General features: G+C 65.3%; 11 protein-coding genes. All 11 read left to right on the top strand.

Annotated features, from left to right (window positions below):
• Positions 1–25 precede the first annotated feature (25 nt).
• Positions 26–427, top strand: coding sequence for a PTS sugar transporter subunit IIA (locus tag NLY36_RS16525; protein WP_023672304.1), 402 nt, complete (start codon positions 26–28; stop codon positions 425–427).
• Positions 424–714 (top strand): HPr family phosphocarrier protein, encoded by a 291-nt coding sequence (locus tag NLY36_RS16520; protein ID WP_023672303.1) that lies wholly within the window; start codon positions 424–426, stop codon positions 712–714. Before NLY36_RS16525 ends, NLY36_RS16520 begins: the two co-directional genes overlap by 4 nt.
• Positions 715–920: 206 nt before the next feature.
• Complete coding sequence (gene ahcY, locus NLY36_RS16515) at positions 921–2,321, top strand: adenosylhomocysteinase (protein WP_023681401.1); 1,401 nt, start codon at positions 921–923, stop codon at positions 2,319–2,321.
• Positions 2,322–2,630: 309 nt separating this feature from the next.
• The gene (locus NLY36_RS16510; protein WP_023695998.1) at positions 2,631–5,195 is read left to right on the top strand and encodes a sensor histidine kinase; all 2,565 of its coding nucleotides are present in this window, start codon (positions 2,631–2,633) and stop codon (positions 5,193–5,195) included.
• Positions 5,196–5,203: 8 nt separating this feature from the next.
• Complete coding sequence (tsaE, locus tag NLY36_RS16505; RefSeq protein ID WP_023695999.1) at positions 5,204–6,715, top strand: tRNA (adenosine(37)-N6)-threonylcarbamoyltransferase complex ATPase subunit type 1 TsaE; 1,512 nt, start codon at positions 5,204–5,206, stop codon at positions 6,713–6,715.
• Between the two features lie 14 nt (positions 6,716–6,729).
• Positions 6,730–7,434 (top strand): nucleotidyltransferase family protein, encoded by a 705-nt coding sequence (locus NLY36_RS16500; RefSeq protein WP_031199014.1) that lies wholly within the window; start codon positions 6,730–6,732, stop codon positions 7,432–7,434.
• Positions 7,431–10,568 (top strand): double-strand break repair protein AddB, encoded by a 3,138-nt coding sequence (gene addB / locus NLY36_RS16495; RefSeq protein ID WP_286461239.1) that lies wholly within the window; start codon positions 7,431–7,433, stop codon positions 10,566–10,568. The genes NLY36_RS16500 and addB overlap by 4 nt, the downstream gene beginning before the upstream one ends.
• Positions 10,565–14,083, top strand: coding sequence for a double-strand break repair helicase AddA (gene addA, locus NLY36_RS16490; protein WP_023736955.1), 3,519 nt, complete (start codon positions 10,565–10,567; stop codon positions 14,081–14,083). Before addB ends, addA begins: the two co-directional genes overlap by 4 nt.
• A 73-nt stretch (positions 14,084–14,156) precedes the next feature.
• Complete coding sequence (gene trxA, locus NLY36_RS16485) at positions 14,157–14,480, top strand: thioredoxin (protein ID WP_023672297.1); 324 nt, start codon at positions 14,157–14,159, stop codon at positions 14,478–14,480.
• A gap of 132 nt (positions 14,481–14,612) precedes the next feature.
• Entirely contained in the window at positions 14,613–14,894 is a 282-nt protein-coding gene (locus tag NLY36_RS16480) for a cupin domain-containing protein (protein WP_023696001.1), read from the top strand.
• A 73-nt stretch (positions 14,895–14,967) separates the two neighbouring features.
• Positions 14,968–15,216, top strand: a complete 249-nt coding sequence (locus NLY36_RS16475; protein WP_023696002.1) for a hypothetical protein — start codon at positions 14,968–14,970, stop codon at positions 15,214–15,216.
• The last annotated feature ends 13 nt before the right edge of the window (positions 15,217–15,229 follow it).

Genomic DNA, 15,229 nt, shown 5'->3' with positions numbered 1-15,229 from the left:
CGGCGATGACGGGAGCCACCATAGAATGATCGGACTCGTGCTTGTAACGCACGGTCAACTGGCCGCCGAGTTCCGCCATGCCGTGGAACATGTCGTGGGGCCACAAGACAATTTCGAAACCGTGGCAATCGGCGCCGATGACGATATGGAGCAGCGTCGGCGCGATATCGTCGACGCCGTCGGCCGCGTCGACACCGGGACCGGCGTCATCGTTCTGACCGATATGTTCGGCGGCACGCCTTCCAACCTCGCCATTTCGGTGATGGAATCCGGTCGCACCGAGGTCATCGCCGGCATGAACCTGCCGATGCTGATCAAGCTGTCGTCGATCCGCAAGGGCGACAACATGGCGACCGCGCTCGACGAGGCGCAGGCCGCGGGGCGCAAATACATCAACGTCGCAAGTCAGCTGCTGAGCAGCAAATGAACGCGCTGTCGCCCGGTGAGATCGTGCGCGAGTTCCCGATCGTCAACCAGCGCGGCCTGCATGCGCGCGCCTCGGCGAAGTTCGTCCAGGTCGCCAGCGGCTTCGACGCCACCGTCCATGTCGAGAAGGATGGTCTCAAGGTCGGCGGCACCTCGATCATGGGGCTGATGATGCTGGCGGCGAGCCCCGGTTATTCGATCCGCGTCACCGCCAGCGGCGCTGAAGCCGCAGCGGCGATGGACGCGCTGGAGCAGCTGGTCGCCTCGCGCTTCGGCGAAGAGTGCTGAAGTTTTTGCTTTGAACGCCGTTGTCCCAAAACCGCGGGATACTTTTGGGCGGCATGCATCCCCGTAAAACACATACGCGCATAAAGATTTCTTTATATCCATTGTCGTCTTGGCGGCGATCTGCTAGTCAGGCCGGCATTCCGCGCCCTTCGACGCGCCGTGTGGCGCAGGCGCATTCTGAAGACAAATCACACCGGAGCACTGCCATGACAGGTAGCAAGGACTATGTGGTCGCCGACATCTCGCTTGCCGGCTGGGGCCGCAAGGAACTCGATATCGCCGAAACCGAAATGCCGGGCCTGATGGCCTGCCGCGAGGAATTCGGCGACAAGAAGCCGTTGAAAGGTGCGCGCATCACCGGCTCGCTGCACATGACCATCCAGACTGCGGTGCTGATCGAGACGCTGAAGGCGCTTGGCGCCGATATCCGCTGGGCCTCGTGCAACATCTTCTCGACCCAGGACCATGCGGCCGCAGCCATCGCCGAGGCCGGCATCCCGGTGTTCGCCGTCAAGGGCGAGTCGCTCGAGGAGTATTGGGACTACACCGACAGGATCTTCCAGTGGGCCGATGGCGGCCTCTCCAACATGATCCTCGACGATGGCGGCGACGCCACCATGTACATACTGATCGGCGCCCGCGCCGAGGCCGGCGAGGACGTGCTGTCCAACCCGCAGAGCGAGGAAGAGGAATACTTCTACGCCCAGGTCAAGAAGCGCCTGAAGGCCTCACCCGGCTTCTTCACCAAGCAGAAGGAAGCCATTCGCGGCGTCACCGAAGAGACGACGACGGGCGTCAACCGTCTCTACCAGCTGCAGAAGAAGGGCCTGCTGCCGTTCCCCGCGATCAACGTCAACGACTCGGTCACCAAGTCGAAGTTCGACAACAAATATGGCTGCAAGGAATCGCTGGTCGACGGCATCCGCCGCGGCACCGACACCATGATGGCCGGCAAGGTTGCGGTCGTCTGCGGCTATGGCGACGTCGGCAAGGGCTCGTCGGCTTCGCTCAAGGGCGCCGGCGCCCGCGTCAAGGTCACGGAAGTCGATCCGATCTGCGCGCTGCAGGCGGCGATGGACGGCTTTGAAGTCGTCACGCTGGAAGATGCCGCACCAACCGCCGACATCGTCATCACCACCACCGGCAACAAGGATGTCGTCACCCTCGACCACATGCGCTCGATGAAGGACATGGTGATCGTCGGCAATATCGGCCACTTCGACAATGAGATCCAGGTCGCGTCGCTGCGCAACCTGCAATGGACCAACGTCAAGCCGCAGGTCGACATGATAACCTTCCCGGACGGCAAGCGGATGATCCTGCTGTCCGAGGGGCGCCTGCTCAACCTCGGCAACGCGACCGGTCATCCGAGCTTCGTGATGTCGGCCTCGTTCACCAATCAGGTGCTGGCGCAGATCGAACTCTACACCAAGCCCGGCCAGTACCAGAACCAGGTCTATGTGCTGCCCAAGCACCTCGACGAGAAGGTGGCGCGTCTGCATCTCGACAAGCTCGGAGCCCGCCTAACCGAACTGTCCGGCGAACAGGCCGCCTATATCGGCGTGACCCCGCAGGGTCCGTTCAAGCCGGAACACTACCGCTATTAACAGAAGCGGCGTTTATCACTAGATATTGAAGCCGGGCGATTGACTTTTCGCCCGGCTTCTTTTTTGCGCGGATGATTCTTCACGCCGATTCCAGCACGCGCTATTGTGCTGATTCGTGGGCCGGGGACGAGGGCCGGCGTACGCATCGAGAGCATGATTCGAACCGAAGGACCGCGTCAGCGAAAAGTGGGAAGCGGTTTTCGGAAAAGATCATGCTCTTCAAGAGAGAGTTAGGTCAGAAGGGCGTTTCTACCAAACGTGATCCTGATCTGGGCGGTCTTGCATTCAGGCGGCGAAGAGGACCAAGGCATGCCGGGGGAAAACCCGCCTCGCGCGGGATCGGCCGTTTCCGGCGGCCATGACGATTCCGATAGCACTGGCTCCGTCACGACAGGCGGTGGCCTGAAGAGGCGCGTCGGCGCCCGCACCGCCGGCTTTCTTGCCACCTCAGCTCTTGCCGGCCCGCTCACCTCGTTTGCAGCCCATGCCGAGCCGGCCATTGCGCAGAAGGCCGGACTGTCGGTCAGCGCGGTCGAAGTCATCCAGCTCGCCATGTTCGTCGGCGTCATGGGCGCGGCACTGCTCTCGGCCATCTTCCTGATCCGCGAAAGAGCCCGCACCTCGGCGCAGAATGTCGAACTCAGAGCCCGCATTGCCGACATCAATGCGGCGCTGCAGCGCTCCGAGGCGCTGCTCAATCTGCGTGACCAGCGCGTCATCGTCTGGGCGTCCGAGAACAAGAAGCCGGAGCTGATCGGCACGCTGCCGCTGGAAAGCGGCGCGCCGGACGACCGTGCAGCCTTCCTCGCCTTCGGCCGCTGGCTGATGCCGCGCTCGGCGGCGGCGCTCGAAAATGCCGTCGCTGGTCTGCGCGAGAAAGCGAAACCCTTTGATCTCGTGATCGAATCGCAGGCCGGGGCGCCGCTTGAAGTGCATGGCCGCAAGAGCGCCGCGCATGTGCTGGTGCGCTTCGTCTCGCTGTCGGAAACTCAGAGGAGCCAAGCCAGGCTGAAGATCGAGAACCAGCGTCTGGCTGCCGACTACGAGACCATGATCGGCCTGCTCGACGCCTTGCCGATGCCGGCCTGGCTGCGCGCCACCGACGGGCGGCTGAAATGGGTCAACCGTGCCTATGCCGGAGCGGTCGAGGCACCGAACGCCGAGACCGCCGTGCGCGAAGCCAAGGAATTCCTCGGCGCCCAAGCGCGCGAACAGATCGCCGCGCAGCACAAATCGCGCCCAATCTTCGAACAAACGCTGTCGACGGTGATCGAGGGCGACCGCCGCGTGTTCGCCGTCACCGACTTCGCCGGTGCGGACGGCTCGGCCGGCCTTGCCTGCGACACCAGCGCCACCGAAACCATTCGCGGCGAATATGAGCGCACGGTGCGCAGCCATGCCGACACGCTCGACCAGCTCAACACGGCGGTGGCGATCTTCGATGCCAACGAGAAGTTGCGCTTCTTCAACCAGGCGTTCCAGAAACTGTGGGGGCTGGACCCGGGCTTCCTGCACAGCGCGCCCGACAATGCGCTGCTGCTCGACCGGCTGCGCAGCGAAGGCAAGATCGCCGAGCAGCCGGAATGGCGGCGTTGGAAAGAAGGCCTGCTTGGCGCCTACCGCGCGGTGGAATCGCAAGAGCATTGGTGGCATTTGCCCGACGGCAAGACCATCCGCGTGGTCGCCAACCCGCAGCCGAAGGGCGGCGTGACCTGGGTGTTCGAGAACCTGACCGAGAAGATGGACCTGGAAAGCCGCTACCAGACGGCGGTGCGGGTCCAGGGCGAAACGCTCGACAATCTGGCCGAAGGCGTCGCGGTGTTCGGTCCCGATGGGCGGCTGCGCCTGTCGAACCCGGCCTTTGTCGCGCTGTGGGGACTGAGCCAGGATGTGATCAAGCCCAACGTCCATGTCTCGGCGATCCGCGATCTCAGCGACCAGCGCGCCGTCGACAGCCCGTGGGGCGGGTTCGTCGCCGCCATCACCGGTTTCGACGACGAGCGCCGCGACCGCCATGGCCAGACCGAACTGAAGAACGGCACAGTGCTCAGCTACGCCGTCATCCCGCTGCCCAACGGCCAGGTGATGATGACCTTTGTGGACGTCACCGACAGCGTCAATGTCGAGCGCGCGCTGAAGGACAAGAACGAAGCGCTGCAGAAATCCGACCAGCTGAAGAACGAGTTCGTGCAGCACGTCTCCTACGAGCTGCGCTCGCCGCTGACCAACATCATCGGCTTCACCGAGCTTCTGTCGCTGCCGGCGACCGGGCCGCTCAGCCCAAAGCAGCGCGAATATGTCGAGCATGTCGGCTCGTCATCCTCGGTGCTGCTCACCATCGTCAACGACATACTCGACCTCGCCACCGTCGACGCCGGCATCATGCAGCTCGACATTTCGGAAGTAAGCGTCGAGCGCACCATCGAGGCCGCGGCCGAACTGGTCGCCGACCGGCTGCAAGAGCATTCGATCAAGCTTCGGATCGATGCCGCTGCGGCGCCGAAGAGTTTTCACGGCGACGAGACCCGGGTTCGCCAGATCCTCTACAATCTGCTCAGCAACGCGGCCAATTACGCGCCGGAGGCGAGCACGATCACGCTCGCCTGCCGGCATTTGGAGCAAGGCGTGGAATTCTCCGTCCATGACAACGGCCCCGGCATGCCGCCGGACCTGCTCGATTCGGTGTTCCGCCGCTTCGAGCCGCGCACCAATGGCGGACGCCGGCGCGGCGCGGGCTTAGGCCTGTCGATCGTCAAGAGCTTTGTCGAACTGCATGGCGGCAGCGTGCGCATCGAGACCGGCAAGGACAAGGGCACCACCGTCATCTGCACCTTCCCCGATGCACCGTCGGGCATCCGCGCCGCGGCCGAGTAGCGGGCTCGATGACCGTTGTTGTGCTGGAGCGTTTTCTCGCCGACGAGGCTACGACCGCAAGGTTCGGCGAGGACCTGGCCATGGCGCTGCGGCCGGGCGACGTGCTGGCGCTCAAGGGCGATCTCGGCGCCGGCAAGTCGACGCTGGCGCGGGCCCTGATCAGGGCGCTGGCCGATGATGCCGGCCTCGATGTGCCGAGCCCTACCTTCACCTTGGTGCAAAGCTACGACACGCGCATCCCCGTGCACCATTTCGATCTCTATCGCCTGTCCTCGGCCGGCGAGATGGACGAGCTGGGTTTCGACGAGGCGCTGCTGCAGGGCGCTGCCCTTGTCGAGTGGCCGGAACGGGCGGAGGCCGCTCTTCCGAGAACGTCGATCTGGATCGAACTCGTCCATCAGGACGAAGGACGATTGGCGAAACTATCGGGCCAAGGCGTTGCCTTCGAACGCGTGGCGCGATCGCTGGCGATGCGCGATTTCCTCAAAACGGCCGGTTGGGGCGACGCCGCGCGGCGCCATTTCGTCGGCGACGCCTCGGCGCGCTCTTACGAGATTGTTTCGCTCGCCGGCCTTGCGCCGCGCGTGCTGATGAATTCGCCAAGGCTGGTGCTGGGGCCGCCGGTGCGCGACGGCAAGCCCTATGCCGTGATCGCCCACACGGCGCAGTCGGTCACCGCTTTCGTCGCCATCGACAAGGCGCTGCTGTCGCAAGGTGTCAGTGTCCCAAAAATCCATGCCGAGGATCTCGAACGGGGCTTTCTGCTGCTGGAGCATCTGGGCTCGGAAGGTTTTCTCGACGGCAATGATGAGCCGGTGGCCGAGCGCTACGCGGCAGCGGCCGAATTGCTGGCGATGATGCATGGGAAGACCTGGCCGCAGCGCATGGAGGCCGTGCCGGGCGTCTTCCACGAGGTGCCGCCGTTCGATCGCGACGCCATGCTGATCGAAGCCGATCTCTTGGTCGATTGGTATGTGCCGATGGTGACCGGCAGCCCGGCAAGCGAGGCTTTACGCGCCGGCTATCACAGGGAATGGAACGCGGTTCTCGATCGGCTGGACACACAGGAATACACGCTGATGCTGCGCGACTTCCATTCGCCCAACATCATCTGGCGCGGTGACCGCAAAGGCCACGACCGCCTCGGCATCGTCGACGTCCAGGACGCGCTGATGGGTCCTGCGGCCTATGACGTTGCGTCGCTGGCCATGGATGCCCGCGTCACCGTTTCGCCCGATATCGAGCAGCGGACCGTGGACGCCTATGTCGCTGCGCGCCACGCCGCCGTCGGCTTCGATGAGGACGCCTTCCGCGCGGCCTATGCGATCATGGCGGCGCAGCGCAATTCGAAGATCCTCGGCATTTTCGTGCGGCTCGAAAAGCGCGACGGCAAGCCCTATTATCTCCGACACCTGCCGCGCATCCGCGATTATCTCAGGCGGGCGCTGGCGCACCCGGCGCTGGCTCAGTTGAAGGAGTTTTACATGGCACATGGCCTGCTGGAGGAACGGCTCCCGTGACCTTGACCACAGCGATGGTGCTGGCGGCTGGTCTTGGCAAGCGCATGCGGCCGATCACCGACACCATGCCGAAGCCGCTGGTGCGGATCGCCGGCAGGACCTTGCTCGACTGGGGGCTGGACAGTCTCGAAGCGGCCGGCGTCGAGAAAGCCATCGTCAACGTGCACTATCTGCCGGACCAGATCGTCGCCCATATCGCCCACAGGCGGGCGCCAAAGATCGTCATTTCCGACGAGCGCGACGCGCTGCTGAATTCGGCGGGTGGCATCGTCAAGGCATTGCCGCTGCTGGGTGCCGAACCCTTCTACATCATCAACGCCGATACGTTCTGGATCGACAGCGGCCAGCCCAGCCTCGAGCGCCTTGCCCTTGCATGGGACGGCGCGAAAATGGATATTCTGCTGATGCTTACCGATCTCGACTCGGCCACCGGACACGGTGTCGGCACGGATTTCCTGATGGCGCCGGATGGCGGCCTGCGGCGCTCGAAAGGCGATCCGGCCGGGTTGATCTATGCCGGAGCGGCAATCGTCAATCCCGCCATCTTCAGGGATGCGCCGGCCGGGGCGCATTCGCTCAACACCTATTTCGACAAGGCAATCGCCTCTGGCCGTCTGTTCGGCATGCAGATGCGCGGAAGCTGGATCACCGTCGGCACTCCCGACGCCATTCCGCAGGCGGAAGCGGCGGTCGCCGACGCTCTCGCGAAGGTGGTATGAGCGGCGCGCGCCGCGTTCTTTCGATCCCGCCCGGAGCGCCATTCCTGCCGACTCTGGCCGAGGCCTTGCTGGCCGGACGGCTGGTGCCCGGCTTCCGGTTCGACGGCGATCCGCTGGCGCTGGCTGATGTCACCATCTATGTGCCGACACGGCGCGCGGCCCGTGCGCTGCGCGGCGCTTTTGTCGACGCGCTTTCGGGACCGGGAGGGAGCCGCCGTTCGGCGATCCTGCCGGTCATCCGCCCGCTCGGAGAGTTCGACGAGGTCGAAGCCGCCTTCGACGCCGGCACGCCGACCGAGCTTGAAATGGCGCCGCCGATCGCAGCCATCGAACGCCTGCTGCTGCTGGCGCCGCTGGTGCGGGCCTGGAAGCGCACCTTGCCGGCGCATGTCCTTGATATGTTCAACGAAGAGATCGTCGTGCCGGCCTCCGCCGCCGATGCGATCTGGCTAGCGCGTGACCTCGCCCGGCTGATGGACGAGATCGAAACCGAAGGCACGGACTGGACCAGGCTTGCCGATCTGGTCACCGGCAATCTTGCCGGATGGTGGCTTGTGACGCTCGATTTCCTCCGTATCGTCACCGAGGCCTGGCCGAAATTACTGGAGGAGCGCGACCGCTCCAACCCGGCCGCGCACCGCAATGCGCTGATCCGGCGCGAGGCGAAGCGGCTGGAACGCAACCCGCCCAAAGGCCCGGTGATCGCCGCCGGCTCGACGGGCTCTATTCCCGCCACGGCTGAACTGCTTGCCACGGTCGCCAGCCTGCCCAACGGCGCCGCGGTGCTGCCCGGGCTCGATGGGATGCTGGACGAACCGTCTTTTGCCGCGATTGCGGCGCCCGGTGCGCGGCCGGCACTGCTCGGCCACCCGCAATACGGCATGGCCAAGCTGATCGGCAAGATCGGCGTGCTGCGTGGCGATGTCGAGGAAGTGGTCGCCGCCGAGCCCGCACTGGCGCTTCGCGCGGCCCTTGTCGGCGAGGCGCTGCGGCCGGCCGAGACCACGGAATTATGGGCCGAGACCCGCATACGCTTCAACGCCCTGGATATCGCCGAGGCCTTCGCCGACGTGACGCTGGTCGAAGCCGCCAGCGAACGCGACGAGGCGGTGGCGATCGCCATCGCGCTGAAAACCGCCGTGGAACAGCCGGGACACAGGGCAGCTCTCGTTACCGGCGACCGCGGGCTGGCGCGGCGCGTCTCGGCCGAGCTGTTGCGCTTCGGCGTGATCGCCGACGATTCCGGCGGCACGCCGCTCGCCAACATGCCTGCCGCCAGCCTGCTGCGGCTCGCACTTCAAGCAGTATTCCGGCCGGGCGATCCCGTCGGCCTTTTGTCGCTGCTCAAGCATCCGCTGCTCGGGCTCGGACTTGAGCGCACCGGCGTGCGCCATGCCACCGAGCTCATCGAACTCGTGGCGCTGCGCGGCGGCACCGGACGCCCCGACATCGCCTCTTTGCCAGCACTGTTCGAGGAGCGTCTCGCCGGGCTGCGCGGGGACAAGCGCCAGCCCTTCTGGTTTTCGCGCCTGAGCGTGCGCGGCATCGACGATGCCCGCGAGCTGCTGAGCCGGCTTGTGACGGCACTGGCGCCGCTGACCGCCTTTCGCGGAGAAGAGAACGCCGATCTCGTCGCGCTGACCAGAGCGAGCGTCGCCGCGCTGGAAAATCTCGGCCGCACGGCGGACGGCAGCCTCGCTGAACTCTATGCCGGCGATGCCGGTGAAAAACTCGCCGAGTTGCTGCGCGGCGTGGTCGCGGCGTCGGCGTCCTTCGACTTCCCGGCCGACGAATGGCCTGATGTGATGGACGCGCTGGTAGCACCGGAAACGGTCAAGCCGGGGCAAGGCACAGACCGCAACATCGCGATATGGGGCGCGCTGGAAGCGCGGCTGCAGAATGTCGACACGCTGGTCATTGGCGGGCTGAACGAGGGCGTGTGGCCACGCAAGCCGGAAAGCGATCGCTTCATGTCGCGGTTGATGAAGACCGGCATCGATCTCGAGCCGCCGGAGCGCCGTATCGGCCTTGCCGCCCACGACTTCCAGATGGCGATGGGGGCGAAAAAGGTGGTGCTGACGCGCTCCGCCCGCGCCAGCGACGCACCGGCGGTGCCGTCGCGCTGGTTGCAGCGCATCCTCACCTTCATCGGCAAGGATCCTGCAGCCGCACTGCGCGGACGCGGCGACGAAATGCTTGCCTGGGCGCGCGCGCTCGATGCCGGCGAGCGGCAGCATTTCGCGCCGCGACCGCAGCCGAAACCGCCGCTGAGCATGCGGCCCACCCACTTCTCGGTGACCGAGATCGAGACGCTGCGCCGCGACCCCTATGCGGTCTATGCCAAGCGTATTCTGAGCCTTCTGCCGCTCGAGCCGGTGATCCGCGACCCCGGCGCGGCCGAGCGCGGCACGCTGTTTCATGACATCCTGCATCTGTTCTCGACAGAGGTGGCGGATCCCCGCGCGCCCGAAGCTCTGGAACGCCTCATCGCTGCCGGCCGGACCTGCTTTGCCGAGATCGCCCTGCCCGCCGATGTCGAGGCTGTGTGGTGGCCGCGCTTCGAAAAGCTTGCCGCCAACATCATCGAATGGGAGCGCGGCCGCGCTCCCGCCGTCGCCCGGCGGCATGCCGAGGAGCGCGCCGAAAAGACCGCTGTCGGCCGCACCGGCGTGACGCTGTCCGGCTATGCCGACCGCGTCGACCTTTTGGCCGGTGGCATGGCCGACATTCTCGACTACAAGACCGGCTCGTCCCCGTCCAAGGCGCAGGCCCACACGCTGCTGGCGCCACAGCTGGCGCTCGAAGGGGCGCTGCTCCGGCGCGGCGCCTTCAAGGGGCTTGGCGCGCGCGAGCCCTCCCAGCTTGCATTTGTGCGGCTGAAGCCGAATGGCGAAGTGTTCGAGGAATCCATCCTCGACTACAACCGCCAGCCTCGGACCGCCGAAGACCTCGCCGAGGAGGCCTGGGCGCGGCTGGAAAAGCTGCTGGTCCATTATGCAGATCCGACGACCGGCTACCTGTCGCGGGCGCTGCCGTTTCGCGAGGGCGAGAGCGATGGCGATTACGACCATCTGGCGCGCGTGCTCGAATGGTCGGCCGGCGGCGACAGCGATGACGAGGCGGGGGAGACATGAAAAAAGCCTATCCCATCCCCAGCGAAACCGCCGCCAGCCAGGCGCGCGCTTCCGACCCGAAGAACTCGGCCTGGGTGTCGGCCAATGCCGGCTCGGGCAAGACGCATGTGCTGGCCCAGCGCGTCATCCGGCTGCTGCTCAACGGCACCGATCCGTCGAAGATCCTGTGCCTGACCTATACGCGGGCGGCCGCCGCCAACATGTCGAACCGCGTGTTCTCGACCCTGTCGGAATGGACGGCGCTCGGCGATGCCGAGCTTGCCACAAAGATTGAGGCGGTGGACGGCCGCCGACCCGACCGCGACACGATGCGGCGGGCGCGCCGGCTGTTTGCCGAAGCGCTGGAAACGCCGGGCGGGCTGAAGATCCAGACCATCCACGCCTTCTGCGAATCGGTGCTGCACCAGTTTCCGCTGGAGGCCAACATCCCGGCGCATTTCGAAATGCTCGATCCGCAGATGGAGGCCTCGCTGTTTGCTGGCGCCCGCCGGGACATGATTTCGGGCACGTCAGCCGGAGACACCGGACTGGCCGAGGCCTTTGCCACCGTGCTGGAGCGCGGCGGCGAACACGGACTCGATGCGCTGCTCGCCGAAATCGTGCGCAAGCGCGACGGCTTACGCGGCTTCATCGATGCGGTCCGGCGCGACGGCGGCGGCTTTCAGGCCCTGTTCGACGAATTCCATTTTCGCCCCGGGCAGAGCGCCGAAGACATAGCGGCATCGGTATGGCCGCTGCCGGGTTTCCTGCCGGACTTCTTTGCAGTGTTCGCCAGTGCCGCCGAGGCCGCCGACGCCCGCACCGTGCTCAACAATCTCTTGCCCTATGCCCGCTTGGCCTTTGCCGAGACGGACCCGACCCGCCGGCTGCAGATGCTCGGCAAAGCCTTTCTCAAGGCCGATGGCGACCCCTATGATCCCTCAAAGTTGTTCAAGAAGGCGCTGCTCGGCCGGCTGCCCGACCTTCCCGAGCGCTATCTGGCGGCCGTCAATGCGATAACAGAGGTCTCCGACCGGCTGGCGCTGTTCCGGATGCTGGAAGGCACGGTCGCGGCGTTGACCATAGCCGACTGGCTGATCGTGCGGTACGAGCGCCTGAAGCGCAGCCGCGGCTTTCTCGACTTCAACGACCTCATCACCCGCACCGTCAACCTTCTGGCGCGGCCGGATGCCGGACCCTGGGTGCAGTACAAGCTCGACCAGGGTATCGACCACATCCTGCTGGACGAGGCGCAGGACACCAGCCCCGACCAATGGGAGGTGGTGAAGCGGCTGGCGGAGGAGTTCTTTGCCGGCCACGGCCAGCGCGGCACGACCAATCGCACGGTGTTCGCCGTCGGCGACGAAAAGCAGTCGATCTATTCCTTTCAGGGTGCCGCGCCGGATTCCTTCGCCGACAGCCGGCTCTTGTTTTCCGGACGCGTGAACGCCGCCAATGCTTCGTTTGCCGACCTGAAACTGACCTGGTCGTTCCGGTCGACCGACGACGTGCTTGCCGCCGTCGACCGCGTCTTTGCCGATCCGGGCGTGCGGCGCGGCATCAGCCATGACCCCGATCCGCTCGACCACAAGGCGATCCGCAACGACGCGCCTGGCTATGTCGAGGTCTGGCCGTCGCTCGGCGCTGACGCCGTCGAGGAGCCCGACGACTGGACGCTGCCGGTCAATCATGCCAGCGCGCCGGCTGTGCGGGTGGCCGAGCACGTGGCTGCGGCCATCCAGACCTGGCTCAAGGACCGCGAGATCATCGAGGGCAAGGGACGCAGGCTGAGGGCCGGCGACATACTGGTGCTGGTGCGCAAGCGCGACCGCTTCGTCCATGCGCTGTCGCGCGCGCTGAAGGACCGCGATATTCCCGTCGCCGGCGCCGACCGGCTGAGCCTGCCCGGCCACATAGCGGTCAAGGACCTGATCGCACTCGGCCATTTCCTCATCCAGCCGCAGGATGACCTGTCGCTCGCCGCCGTGCTGCGCAGCCCGGTTTTCGACGTGTCGGAGGAGACGCTTTTTACGCTTGGCGCCGGACGGCCAGCCGGAACATCGCTGATCGCCTCATTACGCCAGCATGCTGGCGACAATACCGCGCTGACCAATGTCGTTGCCCGGCTCGACGGCTGGGCCAACGAGGCGGCGTTCCGGCCGGTGTTCGAATTCTACGCCGGGGTGCTGGCGCGCGACGGCCTGCGCAAGAAGATGATCGCCCGGCTTGGACCGGAAGCCGGCGATATTCTCGACGAGTTCCTGAGTTTCTGTCTGGCCGAAGAACGCACCGGCTTGCCGGGGCTGGAGGCTTTCCTGGCGACGCTGGAAAACACCGGCCCGGAGATCAAGCGCGAGATGGACCAGACGCGCGACGAGGTCCGCGTCATGACCGTGCATGCCGCCAAGGGCCTGGAAGCGCCTGTTGTCTTCCTGGTCGATGGCGGTTCGGCGCCGTTCAGCGACCAGCATCTGCCGCGGCTCATGCCGTTCGACGCTTCGGGCCGCAATTTCGACGGCAAGGGCTATCTCTGGCGCTCGGCCGCCGATGTCGCCAACGGCTTCTCCAAGGCGGCCTCGGCCAGGGCGCGGGAGCTTGCCGACGACGAATACCGGCGGCTGCTCTATGTCGGCATGACGCGCGCCGAGGACCGGCTGATCGTCTGCGGCTATCACGGCAAGCGTCAGCCCAGCACCGGCACCTGGCATTCGATTGTCAGCCGCGCGCTGCTTGCCGCGCCGGAAAGCACGGAGCGCCGCCACCCCGCCAGCAGCGAGCCGGTGCACCGTTTCGTCATGACCAAGCTTCCGCCGGTGGCGCAAGCGGCAGCCGACGAGTCGCGGCTGCCGCAACAGGTGCCGCCGCTGCCGGTGGGCTTGTTCCGGCCCTTGCCGCCTTATGAGGAGCTGCCGCGCCCGCTGTCGCCTTCCGGCGCGTCGGCGCTGATCGACGAGGCCAAGGAAGCTGTTGTCGATACCCGCTCGCCGGTGCTGGACAGCGAGGCGGAGCCGGGCTTTGCGGTGATGCGCGGGCTGGCGCTGCACAAGCTGCTGCAGATGCTGCCCGGTTTTGCCGAAGACGAACGGCAAGGCGCGGCGGCGCAGTATCTCATTCGAGCCGGCGCCGACTGGCCGGAGGCCGAGCGCAACAAGGCGCTGGCTTCGGTGATGGCGATCCTCAGAGATTCGCGTTTTGCCGGGCTGTTTTCGCCGTCGTCCCGCGCCGAAGTTGCTGTGATGGGCAGCCTTGAGGTCAAGGGCAGGCTGCGCTCGATCTCCGGCAAGATCGACCGGCTGGCGGTGACGCCCGGGCGCGTATCGATCGTCGACTACAAGACCAACCGGCCGGCGCCCGCAGGCCTGGCCCAGGTGCCGCCGGCCTATATCCTGCAGCTGGCGCTCTACCGCGCGCTGCTCCAGCCGCTTTACCCCGGCCGCGCGGTGACGGCAGCACTGCTGTTCACCGAGGCACCGAGGCTTATCGAACTGCCGGTGCAAGCGATGGATGACGCCCTTGCCCGACTCACGGGAGCGTGACACAAGTTCTGCTTGAAGAAGGGCTGCTGAACCACCACATTTGGTGCGAGATAAATTTCGAAAGGATTTTCGTATGGCCACCGTCAAGGTCGACAAGAGCAATTTCCAGGCCGATGTGCTCAACGCCTCGCAGCCCGTCGTCGTGGATTTCTGGGCCGAATGGTGCGGCCCCTGCAAGATGATCGGTCCGTCGCTGGAAGAGATCGCCAACGAACTCGGCGACAAGATCAAGATCGCCAAGCTGAACATCGACGAGAACCCCGAGCTTGCCGCCCAATTCGGCGTGCGCTCGATCCCGACGCTGATGATCTTCAAGGGCGGCGAAGTCGCCGACATGAAGGTCGGCGCCGCGCCGAAGACAGCGCTGTCGCATTGGATCAATGGCAGCCTCGCCTGATCCTGTAGGAGTTTCTGAAGTTAAGCCCGGCCCTCGCGCCGGGCTTTTCTTTGGCGTTATCGCCTGACCTCTCTGGCCCTCGCGCCTGAAGGCTCCATGTCTTCTGCTTGAGGCTGGACAGGAGAGACAACAATGACCGGATCCGCCAAGGCCACCGTCTTCATCGACAATGAGCGCGTCATCGTCACCGAATATCGCTTCCAGCCCGGCGACAACACCGGCTGGCACCGGCATGGCCATGACTACGTCGTGGTGCCGCTGATGGACGGCAAGGTGAAGCTGGTGACCAAGGACGGCGAGAGTTTTGCTGAAATGAAGAAGGGCGCGCCCTACTTCCGCAAGGAAGGCGTCGAGCACGACGTCATCAGCGCCAATGACGGCGAGTATGCCTTCATCGAGATTGAGCTAAGGTGATGGCTTGCCATCCTCTGCCATCTTGATGGCTCGTCCTAAATGGGGGATATATTTTCTCGAAGGCATTTTTGAAATGGCCGAACCCCGGCTTTCCGTCCGCAGCGCAAAAGCACGAGATCTTGCGCATCGTCTTGCTCATCGCGAAAACCGCTCGATAGCGGATATCGTCGAACGCGCGCTCGAATCCTATGAGATTCGGGAGGCGGGGCGAGAACCGGCGTCCACCTTCTACTCCCGCCTGACGGCAAGCAGTGGCGCGGATATCGATCTGGAAGAAATCATCCGGAAAAGCCGCAAGGTCCATACAGGGCCGGAGCTTTGATCCTCGTCGACAC

It is taken from the genome of Mesorhizobium sp. C399B (assembly GCF_030323185.1).
GTDB lineage: Bacteria > Pseudomonadota > Alphaproteobacteria > Rhizobiales > Rhizobiaceae > Mesorhizobium.
Note: the sequence above shows the minus strand (reverse complement) of the source record. Positions and strands in the feature narration are given on the sequence as shown.